Genomic DNA, 11,823 nt, shown 5'->3' with positions numbered 1-11,823 from the left:
TCTAGTCTTCCGCGTGTGAATGTGAGGGACGGGCGGTCTGAGTTCGGGAGAACTCAGACCGCCCGTTTTCGTGTGTGGAGAGTGGCAGCGGTTGGTGGTGTTGGTTGATGGGCCAAAATTTGTCCGGTTGGCTAGTAAAAAGTTGGGGGTGTGGACTAATTTCGACCCTTCGATGCTGCGGTGAGATTGGCTAGCAGCACCTAGCCGTAGGCCGACACCTCAGAGCCAGCCGTATCGTCGGCAATCTTTATGACCAGTGCGCGCGCCAGTACTGCGGTTGAATATGTGCGTCTGGGGTGGCGGCACGCAGCGCCACCGCTGCGGCCGAAGCCCAGTGCGGATTGCCCAGCGCGGCACGTCCGATGGAGATTGCGTGGGCCTGCCCGGTGACCAGGATGGTTTCTGCCTGGTCTGGATTGGCGACGAGTCCCACAGCGCTCACGGCAACGTCCAGGTCCGCGAGCGCCTGCGTGAGTTCGAGGGCCAGCGGAACCTGGTAGCCCGGACCGACCGGAATCTTTGATCCGGCCACGAGACCGCCCGAGGAGACGTCAACCCAGGTGATGCCGTGGTCCTCGGCGAGTGTGCGCACAATGGTCGCGGTGGCCTGAACAGTCCAGCCTGCCTCGTCCCAGTCGGTTGCGCTGACCCGGATGCCGAGTGGCTTGTGGGCCGGCCAGGCTTCACGAACGGCAGCGGTGACCTCGCGCAGCAGGCGGGTGCGGTTCTCCTCGCTTCCGCCATATTCGTCGGTGCGGGTGTTGGTCAGGGGCGAGAGGAACTGGTGGATGAGGTATCCGTGCGCGGCGTGAATCTGTAGCACGTCATATCCAGCGCGGTCTGCACGACGGGCTGCATCTGCGAATCCCTCGATGACACGTTCGATGCCTTCCCTGTCAAGTGCGATTGGATCGGCGAGGCCAGGGAAGACGGCCTTGTCCGTGGGGCCGAATGTCGCCCAACCGCCCTCGGATACCGGGACCGTTCCTGCATCGAAACCGGGCAGGGTGGGGTAGGTCGAACCCTTGCCGCCTGCGTGGCCTATCTGTAGACCGGCTGCTGCCCCGAGTCCGTGTGCCATCTCGACGATGCGTGCGTGTGCGGCTTCGGTTGGTTCATCGTAGATGCCGAGGCAGCGCGGAGAGATTCGACCCTCAGGTAGTACGCCCGTTGCCTCGACCACCACGAGCGAGAAGCCACCTGCCGCGAACGAACCGTAATGCTGCAGGTGCCACGAGGTTGCCACGCCATCTTCACCGTCCGCGGAGTACTGACACATTGGAGCGACAAAGGCTCGGTTGCGCAGGGTGAGGCCCGTACCCTCGGCAGCGGACAGGGTGATGGGGGAGAACAACTTACTCATGGTGTTTCCTTCTGACGTGTTGAGTTGTCACCTGATCGAGTGCGGATTATAGAAAAACGACGCCGTGGGGTGAACCTTCGCACGGCGGTGAATATTCCGGGTGAGTGCTGTTGGCGGCTGTGGACTCGGGTTACTGCGGTTCCCTGGACTCAGGTGCATCGAGGGCTGCAGGCAGGTGCTCACGCTGTTCCGCATCGAGCCACGGCTGCATGAACCACCACAGTAGGAGCGCGCCACCAAGGCCCAAAGCTGCCCCAGCCACGGTATCGCTCAACCAGTGGGCGTTGGTGAGGGTGCGCTGCCACATCATTGCCAGTACCAGCGCAGCGCCAATGTATGGAATCGCAGCGCGTAGTCGCTTCCACTGCCATGGCACGAGCACGAGGAACATGATCGCGAACACGGCGGCAGCCGCACTGTGCCCGGAGGGGAACGAACCATGATCAACGGGAAACACAGAAGACCACAACTCGTTTTCCAGATCATCGGCCGGGCGCTCACGGTTGAACAGGTGCTTGAAGCCCTGCACGAGCCCACCGGCAACCAGCGCGAGGCTCAACCCTGCGAACAGAGCGTGCCAATAGCGTTTGAACACGAGGCACACGATGATGAGTACAAGGCAGATTGCAACGGCCCCGATCGTGTCGAAACCGTGTTGCAGGGCCATGGGAACAAACCATTGGTAACTCGCGTCCCCCGGTGCCGCACCGATGAACCCGCGCCACGTGTTGTCGATGTTCTGGATGTAGTCGTGCGTGACGCGGTTGAAGGCCAACAGCGCAACGATGCCGAAGATCGCGAAGTACTGCACCGCGTTGATGAGACGCTGCAGATTACGTTCAGGGGCCGGAGAGGAACCTGAGCCCTCTGCGTCGTTGGTGCCAGACGGTGTGCGCGGGCCAGAGCTCATGGAAAAGACTCCATCGTTGGGGACGTTTACGCGAAACGCTACATCAAATCCACGTCACCGTCGTCCACGCCGTCCAGGTTCATGTCGCGGGTGCGAGTCTGGCGAGCATCGTGACGCAGCATGATCGCTCCGAGGATAGCGGCTGCAAACGAGCCGATGAGGATTGCGAGTTTCGCGGCGGCTGTGTGCTCGGAGTCAGGGAAGGACAACTCCGCGATCAACAGCGACACCGTGAACCCGATACCGCACAGCAGGCCAACCGGCAGGAGGTCGCGCACGCCGATGCCCTGCGGCAAGCGCAGTGGAGTCAACTTTGTGACCAGGGCAGTCGTGCCGAGAACCCCGATAACCTTCCCCAACACCAAACCGGCAGCCACCGCAGTGAACACCGCCTGCCCGAGTACATCGCTCAGCGAACCCGTTCCAACAACGGTCACACCAGCGGCAAAGAACGCAAACACTGGGACTGCGAGGCCCGACGAAACCGGCGTAATTACCTCGGCGTACGTGTGAGCGCGGGCGCGGGACTCGTCGAAAATCTGGCGGGCCGGAACCACGAGCCCGAGCAGAACGCCGGCGATCGTGGCATGCACGCCCGAGGCGTGCATGAGCGCCCACGCAACCACGCCAACCGGGATGAAGATCCACCAGCCTGCCCCGCGGGTGCGTGTCAGATACGCGAACAGACCAACCAGGCCGAATGCCGCCAGCAGCGCCGCAAAGTTGAGGTTCGACGAATAGAAAACGGCGATGATGATGATCGCGAGAAGATCGTCAACGACCGCGAGAGTCAGTAGGAACACACGCAGGGCGCGAGGCAGGCCCTTGCCGAACAGCGCGAGCACACCCACTGCGAAGGCGATGTCCGTGGCGGTGGGAATCGCCCACCCATGGATCGCGGACGGATCGCCGAGGACATTGATGAACAGGACAAACAGGGCCGCAGGAACAACCATGCCGCCGACCGCGGCGATCATCGGAACCGCAGCCTCACGCGGCCGCGACAACGAACCCGTGACAATCTCCTGCTTGAGTTCAAGCCCAATGACAAAGAAGAAGACGGCGAGCAAGCCGTCCGCAGCCCAGGACGCAACCGAAAGATTCAGGTGCAATGCCTCAGGACCAAAGCGGAAGTCCGCAAGCCCGTGATAGGCCTCGCGCCACGGTGAATTTGCAATGAGGAGAGCCAGTAACGCAGCGCCAACCAATAGCATGCCGGCGAAGGTGTCGCTCGCGATTTTCTGACGGAGCTTGTCCATGAAAAGTCCTTTTGGGTAGGGGACATCGGTCAACGTCGACCAGACTTCCCGACACACCAACAGACAACTCTACGCCCACCGCTTTGCGCGCGCAGCGTAGAGGCGCTGTGACCTTGCCTGCGTCCTCCTTCTTTCTTTGAGAGTGACCAGATCCGCACCCTCACTGTTTGCGAGTACGGATCTGGTCGCTCTCAAACTAGGTGGAGCCGTGTGAGTGCGCCTTACCTGGGCGGTTTGCGTGGAATGTCGGAGGGGCCACGTACTGTTGAGTCGACACTTGTTACGGACAAGGTAGTGCAGCGGAGCGTAGGGACGATGCGTAGCAAGTTCCTGCCGGAGCGTAACTGATGTAATTCGTAACCAACAAGGACTGATACTGGTGCGGTCCACGACACTCCGTGCCTTATTGAACTGAGGTAAACACGTATATGATGGGGCCTTCGCACGCCGTGACCGGAGCTGCCGCGTGGCTGTTCATCGCAGCAAGCGTGCCAACAACCCTCGGAGTGGTTGACGGCGTGGACGGTCCAGCGCTCGGCGTCGGGATGCTCGTCGCCGCAGGCGCAGCGCTCCTGCCTGACATAGATCACCGCAACGGAACGATCGCGCACTCCCTTCCACCCATCTCCGGCTGGGCGGCCCGTGTGACCGAACGACTCTCGGGTGGGCACCGTAAAGGAACCCACTCACTGCTGGGGCTTGTGATCGCCGTGGCGTGGGCTTACCTCGCAGCGGTCATCGCTATCCCAGTGGGGCAGGGGAACTCGTTTTATCTTGGTGCGGGCATCGCTTCGGTACTGCTGTGCTCGTTCGCGATCCGCGCGCTCGAACTCGTTGAGGGTCGGCTCATGCTGTGGATCGTGAGCATCGCGCTGGCCCTCACCGTCGTGCTGTACGGGGCCGATAACTGGGCGTGGTTCCCCGCTGCGCTCGCGGTCGGTTATGCGGCCCACCTTGTCGGGGATTTCCTGACCGTGGGAGGAATTCCAATATTCTGGCCACTCGTTCTGAAATCACCGAAATGGTGGCGAAAAGTACCCATTCTCGCGGATGTCTGGAAAGCCAACGGAGCTATTTCCGCACCGGTTCTCGGTAAATCTGGGTCGACCCGAGAAAAGGTGCTCATTGCGATCCTGACGACCTGGATGGTGTGGGTCTGCATTTTCGAGTGGACCGGGTTCAATGCGCTGGCCTGGATCGCGCCGCTTGCCACTGCATAGCGTACTGAGAATCCGGATCCTTAGTGTTGGTCTATCTGGGATGACAGGTGATGATTGCTGACGCGCTGTGGCCTCCACCGGGACGCGCCTGCGGCTAAAACTTCGCCGTCTTTCCACGCTTTATTTTGGCCATTGTTGCCCCATTCAGTCACATATTTTTATGCTGGAGGATGACTCTAGCGAGTAATCAGGTTATACAAAAACCTGAACGCTAGGCGGCTTGTCTGTTCGTTTATGTCGCGCGATGGATCAACTTCTGTCAAAACGATGGCGCGAACATTGCCTTCCTTGACGATCTTCGAAACAGTTTCGAGAACATAGACAGGTGTTAGGCCGAATGGTTCGGGTGCCGCTACGCCCGGTGCAAATGCGGGGTCTATCGCTCCCATGTCCAGCACAACGACTCTCGCAACGGGTGGTGCAGCCATGTCCACAACCAGTGTTGGGTCCTGTTCCTCTAAGTCTTGCGATGGTTGTTCTGATTCCATGCGGTACCCATGCCGCTCCACGTCCGAGACGATCAAATTTCCATTCTTAAGCGCGGTTACCCAGTTTGAATGATCGATACCCATTGATAGGTCTGGATGTTCGTCCTTATGCGCGTCGAAGTGCACTAGATCGACCGGCCCTTCGTGGAATTCGGATACGGCACGCACAACCGAATAGGAAACTGAATCGTCCCCGCCCAAAACCAGCAACGTCTGCTTGATCTGTTCCAGACACGTTTTTACTTCGTTGGTCAACTGGTCAAGGTAGTGTTCTAGGTTCCGTTTCTCCGGTTCTACATCGCCTAGATCGATCAAGTTTTCCGGTGCTGCTGCCGCGTACGACAGACGAATGGCACGCGGAGCCTCTGCCATCGCCCCACCTCGCGTGGTCGAACCTAGGTTAGACGGTGCACCCAAGACGCCATAGTCGGCCTGCCCTTCGGCGGCAAATGGTGCACCTGCGAATGTGTAGGGGCTCATCAGATATCTTTCCTTCTTCCTGCGTTTATTGGCCTCTTCTGGGAGTGCGGTATCACGGGTTTCAACGTCAAACCACTTTATCGGCTCATCGGAAGCTAGGGTGTACTCGGTTGAACGCGTCGGTAGTCAGGTAGGAGCCGAGGTCTCCCGGAGGATGGAAGTTCTTCACGCTTCCCATCCCGAAAGACTTCGGCGTGTTCCACCTTGCTTTCGCGACCCCTGACCTGACCACGTTCTGCCCGTTCAGCATCAGCAACCCATTTTGAGAGCGCTGATTTCGAGATACCCAGATCTCGGTACACCTCTCGCTGAGTCGCCCCAGCCTTCACCAACGCGACCGCATCACGCTTGAACTCATCTGAATACTTCATCATCTGATTCTCTCAACCCCCACACCCCTCACGGGACGTGGACAAGAATCAACCAAATCCACAGCAGACCCAGTCAGTTGATGGAAGGATCTCTTACTCTTCGCCGTTTGAATCCGGTCGTTAGAGGGCATCAATCAGTTCGCGCATCAGTTGCGAGGGAGTGGTGTGGCGTTTCTGTGCTGCTTCATTCAGTTTTGCGAGCCGGGCAGTATCGAGGTGAAGTGCGATGGTGTGTGTTTGCGGGTCAGCACTGGTAGGGTCCCCGGCCACGGGAAGGCCCAAGTGTTTGCCAGTGTAACCTGTTGAGGTTTCTGCTTCGGCGGCCCATTCTTCGATGTCTTCGTCTGTGAACGGCACTCGATCCACATCCTTGTACTCGCCCATCCGTCTATCTCCTGCCCTAGCCTCGATAGGAACCTTCCCTGTTGAGAGCATGCCATGTATCTGCGTTCCTTACGACCCGAAGCAGGGGCTTCCTACATGGAACTGACCGAGGTAACTAAGCGCTGGATCAAACAGCGAGAAGCCGCGGCACATAGAATCTTGTAGTGGACACAAACAACCCACAGGTGAACAAGCACCTGAAACTCAGTCAGCCAGACGGCATGCACTACGCCACAAGCGTTCTCGACCTCATCGGTAACACCCCATTGGTCAAACTCAACCGCATCACCGAGGGAATCGCAGCGACGATTCTCGTGAAGGTCGAGTATCTGAACCCAGGCGGATCGGCGAAGGATCGAATCGCTGAGCGAATCATCGATGCAGCCGAACGGAACGGGTCCCTCAAGCCCGGTGGCACAATCGTTGAACCCACCTCAGGGAACACGGGTGTGGGCCTGGCATTGGTGGCGCAACAGCGTGGTTATCGTTGCGTGTTTGTGTGTCCAGACAAGGTCAGCGACGACAAGATCAATGTGCTCAAAGCATATGGCGCGGAGGTGGTGGTCACGCCAACGTCGGTGACGCCGGAAGATCCGGAGTCCTACTATTCGGTGTCTGACCGGCTTGCCCGAGAAATCCCTGGGGCATTCAAGCCGGACCAGTATTCCAATCCCAACGGTCCAGCGAGTCACTATGCGACGACTGGCCCTGAGATCTGGGCCGACACGGCAGGGAGGATCACGCACTTTGTCGCTGGAGTTGGAACAGGGGGCACCATCACCGGCACCGGGCGGTACCTCAAGGAGGTCTCCGAGGGACGGGTACGCGTCATCGGCGCAGACCCTGAGGGTTCCATCTACTCGGGCGGTTCGGGACGCCCCTATCTCACTGAGGGCGTTGGCGAGGACATGTGGCCGGACGCCTACGATCGCACGATCCCCGATGAGATACTGTCCGCGACAGACGCCGAGTCCTTCGACATAACCCGCAGACTGGCACGCGAGGAGGGGCTGCTACTTGGAGGCTCGTCGGGACTCGCCGTGGCCTGCGCGCTGAAGGCGGCGCAGAACCTGACCGCCGATGACGTGGTCGTGGTGCTGCTCCCTGACAGCGGGCGTGGGTACCTTGGCAAGATCTTCAACGACGAATGGATGAAGTCATACGGCTTCCTGCCCTCGCAATGCCCGGATGAGCCAGGCCACGAGGCACGAGTCCGGGACATCATGGCCACCAAGCAGGATTCCAGCATCTACTACGTACGCAAGGAAGCCACGATCGGCGAGACCATCGAGGAGATGAACAGGCACGGCGTGGACCAGCTCGTGGTGTTGCAGGCGGAACCACCGGTCGTGATCGGGGAGGTTGCCGGAGCCATCGACGAGCACACCCTGACTGAGGCGCTGTTCTCGCAGAGGGCCACTCCGCGCGCTCCGATCTCGCAGTTGAGCCTTGACCCACTGCCGCTCATCGGAGCAGGTCAGTGCCTACGTGAAGCACGGGACAAACTCGCCCACGCCAACGCGCTCCTTGTCATCGACGATGCGAATCCCGTCGGAGTCCTCACCCGCCACGATCTCCTCACGTACAGCCTGTCCTCAGGGACAGCCACCACACTCGAACCGAACTAGACCCGCAGGGAGCACACACCATGACTCAAGGATTCAACACCCGGGCTATCCATGCAGGGCAAGCGCCGGACCCAACAACGGGCGCGGTCATCCCGCCGATCTACCAGACCTCCACCTATGCGCAAGACGGCATTGGGAAACTCCGCGGGGGATACGAGTACTCGCGCAGTGCAAACCCGAGCCGCACCGCCTTGCAGGACAACCTTGCAGCGATTGAGGGTGGCGAGTACGCGTTCTCCTTCGCGTCCGGCCTCGCCGCGGAGGACACGCTCATCCGGTCGTTGCTACGTCCCGGTCACCGCATTGTGATGAGCAATGACGTTTACGGTGGCACGCACCGACTCTTCAACAAGGTCCACGCGCAGTGGGGCATCGAGGTAGTGCCCGTCGACATGTCTGATCTGGCGGCGTTCGAGGCCGCGCTCGTTGCCGCACCCACGCAGTTGGTGTGGATCGAGACCCCCACGAACCCGCTGATGACCGTCATCGATATCGCGGCGGCAACGAGTCTTGCGCACGCTCACGGCGCGGTCGCGGTAGTGGACAATACCTTCGCCTCCCCATACCTCCAACAGCCGCTCGCGCACGGCGCCGACTTCGTCGTGCACTCGACCACCAAATATTTGGGTGGACACTCGGATGTGGTGGGCGGAGCCATCGTGACGAGCGACGATGAGGCGGCCGAGAAGATCGGATTCCTGCAGAACTCCGCGGGCGCGGTTTCCGGGCCGTTCGATGCGTGGCTGACAGTGCGTGGAATCAAGACACTGGGCGTGCGCATGGAGCGTCACTCCTCAAATGCTGCGACTATCGCCGAGTATCTGGCGAACCATGACGCAATCGAGCGGGTGTACTACCCAGGGCTATCGGATCACCCAGGTCATGAGATCGCGGCGCGGCAGATGCGTGCTTTTGGTGGCATGCTGTCCGTCGCGTTGAAGGGTGGGGCCGCCGCAGCGCTGAAACTCGCGGAGGGCACTGAACTGTTCACGCTGGCCGAGTCCTTGGGCGGCGTGGAATCGCTGATCGGTTACCCAACCGAGATGACTCACGCATCGGTGAAGGGCACCCCGCTTGAGGTTCCCGACAACATTATCCGTTTGTCTGTGGGCATCGAGGATGTTGAGGATCTGCTCGAAGACATCGAGCGAGCGCTGTCACTCTGACCGGTAAAGGTTGGTGTCGCGGACGGCAGAGACCGCCCGCGACACCGGCACTAGATGTGGACGGTGTGCCCGTGTTCTCCGAGACAGCGGTTAAGCAGGCCCTGCGTCGAGCCTTAACTCACCTGGCTGAACGTCGACCCGTGTTTCACTCGGAGGCGGATTTCCAATACGAACTTGCACATCAATTACCGGTTATTGATTCGAGCCTTGAAATTCGCCTGGAGCGCCCAGTGCGTATTGAGGGTGCTGCTACCTTCAACGTGGACATGATGATCCATCAAAGCGGTTGCTGGTACGTCATTGAGTTGAAGTACCTCACCGCAGCGCTCACCCACACGTATCTGGGCGAAGAGTTCATTCTACGTTCGCACGATGCTCGGGACCTTGGAAGATACGACATCCTTAAAGATGTCAGTCGTATCGAGACCATAGTTGATAGAGGTCTGGCTACAGCGGGTTTCTCAATTACGGTCACAAATGACAAAGCCTTATGGACCGCCGCGCAACGAAACGACCTCATCGACTTGGAGTTCCATCTGCATGAAGGGCGTGTGGTTGAGGGAGAACTAGCGTGGGGTGAGCGCGCGGGCTTGGGAACTCGCGAGCGCAGGCAGGCTCCTGTGTTCCTACGCGATCGCTACCAAGTCAGTTGGGGCGAATACTCGCATATTCCTGCGGAGCGCAACGGGATATTCAAGTTCCTGATGTTCGATATAGGTCCGAGTGGTGTGCGGTGAGCATTGTGCTCATTGTTTCAGATTGACGACGATCCGGTTGGGCAGCCCTGCGGCTCCCGGTTGGCACAGCGCCACCTTGTGAGCGCCGAACCCGTGACTCTGCAGCGCAAGGGCTACGCGCCAGAAATCATGAACTGCTCGTTTTGAGGTACCGAGGCGCGAAGTTTCAGTATGAGGGGAGTCGTATTGTCTGAGTTTGCAGGCTTTGCCACAGCAGCACCCGAATCGGTCGTTTCCGCAGAGTCGTCTTCAACAGCAGACTCGACCTCAGAGGCACTGGCAAGTGGTTCGAGTTCCACATTCGCAAAAGTAAAGGGTATTCCCTGACCGGTCCAGAAGGAGGCACGATCCATCAACTGCGCATGTACGTGTGGTTCACTCGAATTGCCGCTGTTCCCGCACGATCCGATAACTTGCCCGGCAGCCACCACATCGCCGATGGATACCTGAGCACTGCCCCTCTTCAGGTGTGCGACGGCCGCGAACACGCCATCGTCGGTGCGGATGACCACGTGATTTCCCACGATGTTTCCGGGGCCACCCACCTCGCGTAGGGCGCCCTCGATCATCATGTACACAATGCTCAGTGGGTTGGAACGTGCCCGGTGATCACGCCGCCAGTCGGACACCTTCACCACGGTTCCGCTCACCATGGCGTGTACAGGTTGGCCGAATGCGGGGTATTCAGCGTTGGTTCGCATGAACGCCTCGCCAAATTCCGGCCGGGTGTCAGCGGCGGGTTCATGCACCAGGTCGATTGCGTAGGCCTGCCCGTACATGCGTACACCGTGGCTGGGTATGTCAGTGGCTGGGCTGTTCAGCGCCATCCAACGCCCGGCAACCGGAGACATGACTTCCCGCGGTGCAGACTGAGGCAGTATTTTCTTGCCGAATACGATAAGTAGTATGCAGACAACAAACAGTGCGAGGGCCACATAGACGAGCGTGAGCCTGATCGACCTCGCAAGCCCCGTCGCAAACCAGTCACCGATGAGAACGTTCCCGATCAGCACGGCAGCGACTGCGTAGTACATGATTCCGCGGATGCGATACAGCGCGAGCATGAGCGATTTCATCGTTCCCCTCCCATCACGCATGCGAGCAGCGGCACGATTCGGTTGGCGGGGACCTCGTATAGGCCGCGTCCAGCCTGTCGCACCCAGCCAGTGGCGATGAGTTGGCGCAGATGGTGATGCAGTTGTCCGCTTGTGCCGTCACCTAATGCGTCCGTGAGCTCTGAGGTTGTTCGCGCACCGTTCAGAATGTGCCGGAGCAGGTTGAGCCGCGCCGGATGGCCGAGCGCCGCAAGCGCATGCGCTTGCTCGGCCCAGTCGTTCTCCAGTAGGCCCTCGCTGCCAGCGGTTTGTTGCCACGAGACAGTTCCGCCCGTTGGTAGGTCCACATTGCCGACGAGTATGACAGCCCCGCTCTGAGTCGTCTCGTCCTTGGGTCTGCGGCTTGCGAGTCCATTGAGTGCCCAGAAACTGTCGTTGTCGGCGTGCGTTTGCGGTGTGAGGCCCGAGGGCTGGTTCCCTGTTGCGGACTGTGACTCGAGCGCGGTGACTCGCGCGCAGAGCGCATGCAGTTCGTCGTGAAGCTCTGTGAGGCTGTATGTCTCTGATTTCTCAACCATTCGTCAATAATACGTAATTACGATATTTCTTGCCAGGGTTACCCGGTCTCGTTTTTCGCGAGTGGGCTCTGCCTGTCCTCGATGCTGCACGTAAGGCAGGTCCCAATCGTGCCCCTGGCGTTGAAGAGTGCAACGAGCTGCCCGTGGTGAGGTGTTGGGCGGGCGTGCTGAATCGTCGTAAATC

The 11,823-nt window shown here is 59.7% G+C and carries 12 protein-coding genes; 4 read left to right on the top strand and 8 right to left on the bottom strand.

The features are described from left to right. Positions 1-247: 247 nt before the first annotated feature. The 3 genes from ACFSYH_RS06690 to nhaA all read right to left on the bottom strand — a co-directional run bounded on the left by ACFSYH_RS06690 (position 248) and on the right by nhaA (position 3,532). On the bottom strand, positions 248-1,363 hold the full coding sequence (locus tag ACFSYH_RS06690) for an NADH:flavin oxidoreductase/NADH oxidase (RefSeq protein ID WP_377466028.1): 1,116 nt from the start codon (positions 1,361-1,363) through the stop codon (positions 248-250). 130 nt (positions 1,364-1,493) lie between these two features. Further along, positions 1,494-2,273 carry a phosphatase PAP2 family protein gene (locus tag ACFSYH_RS06685; protein WP_377466025.1) on the bottom strand — a complete coding sequence of 260 codons (780 nt, stop codon included), beginning with the start codon at positions 2,271-2,273 and terminating at the stop codon, positions 1,494-1,496. A gap of 38 nt (positions 2,274-2,311) precedes the next feature. Continuing rightward, positions 2,312-3,532 (bottom strand): Na+/H+ antiporter NhaA, encoded by a 1,221-nt coding sequence (nhaA, locus tag ACFSYH_RS06680; RefSeq protein ID WP_377466023.1) that lies wholly within the window; start codon positions 3,530-3,532, stop codon positions 2,312-2,314. Positions 3,533-3,960: 428 nt separating this feature from the next. Between nhaA and ACFSYH_RS06675 the strand changes: the two genes are divergently transcribed. Next, a complete protein-coding gene (locus ACFSYH_RS06675; RefSeq protein WP_377466021.1) occupies positions 3,961-4,752 on the top strand; it encodes a metal-dependent hydrolase in 792 nt (263 codons plus the stop codon). Between the two features lie 176 nt (positions 4,753-4,928). Here the strand turns inward: ACFSYH_RS06675 and ACFSYH_RS06670 are convergent, their stop codons facing one another. From ACFSYH_RS06670 to ACFSYH_RS06660, 3 genes are all read right to left on the bottom strand, one after another. Beyond that, positions 4,929-5,720 carry an arginase family protein gene (locus ACFSYH_RS06670; RefSeq protein WP_377466018.1) on the bottom strand — a complete coding sequence of 264 codons (792 nt, stop codon included), beginning with the start codon at positions 5,718-5,720 and terminating at the stop codon, positions 4,929-4,931. A gap of 95 nt (positions 5,721-5,815) precedes the next feature. Next, on the bottom strand, positions 5,816-6,091 hold the full coding sequence (locus tag ACFSYH_RS06665) for a transposase (RefSeq protein ID WP_377466016.1): 276 nt from the start codon (positions 6,089-6,091) through the stop codon (positions 5,816-5,818). 120 nt (positions 6,092-6,211) lie between these two features. Then, positions 6,212-6,475: a CopG family transcriptional regulator gene (locus tag ACFSYH_RS06660; protein ID WP_377466014.1), complete on the bottom strand. Its 264-nt coding sequence runs from the start codon at positions 6,473-6,475 to the stop codon at positions 6,212-6,214. A gap of 221 nt (positions 6,476-6,696) precedes the next feature. On the opposite strand from ACFSYH_RS06660, the gene ACFSYH_RS06655 reads away from it, so the two are divergent. The 3 genes from ACFSYH_RS06655 to ACFSYH_RS06645 all read left to right on the top strand — a co-directional run bounded on the left by ACFSYH_RS06655 (position 6,697) and on the right by ACFSYH_RS06645 (position 10,006). Beyond that, positions 6,697-8,103, top strand: a complete 1,407-nt coding sequence (locus ACFSYH_RS06655) for a cystathionine beta-synthase (protein WP_377466106.1) — start codon at positions 6,697-6,699, stop codon at positions 8,101-8,103. A gap of 20 nt (positions 8,104-8,123) precedes the next feature. Next, a complete protein-coding gene (locus ACFSYH_RS06650) occupies positions 8,124-9,269 on the top strand; it encodes a cystathionine gamma-synthase (RefSeq protein ID WP_377466012.1) in 1,146 nt (381 codons plus the stop codon). Positions 9,270-9,340: 71 nt separating this feature from the next. Then, complete coding sequence (locus ACFSYH_RS06645; protein ID WP_377466010.1) at positions 9,341-10,006, top strand: hypothetical protein; 666 nt, start codon at positions 9,341-9,343, stop codon at positions 10,004-10,006. 113 nt (positions 10,007-10,119) lie between these two features. Here ACFSYH_RS06645 and ACFSYH_RS06640 read toward each other — a convergent pair whose 3' ends face one another. Next, positions 10,120-11,082, bottom strand: a complete 963-nt coding sequence (locus ACFSYH_RS06640) for a M23 family metallopeptidase (protein ID WP_377466008.1) — start codon at positions 11,080-11,082, stop codon at positions 10,120-10,122. After that, positions 11,079-11,639 (bottom strand): ArsR/SmtB family transcription factor, encoded by a 561-nt coding sequence (locus tag ACFSYH_RS06635; protein ID WP_377466005.1) that lies wholly within the window; start codon positions 11,637-11,639, stop codon positions 11,079-11,081. Before ACFSYH_RS06635 ends, ACFSYH_RS06640 begins: the two co-directional genes overlap by 4 nt. Positions 11,640-11,823 lie beyond the last annotated feature (184 nt).

The organism is Populibacterium corticicola (genome assembly GCF_042683685.1).
Lineage (GTDB): Bacteria > Actinomycetota > Actinomycetes > Actinomycetales > Cellulomonadaceae > Timonella > Timonella corticicola.
This window is presented reverse-complemented; position numbering and strand designations above follow the sequence as displayed.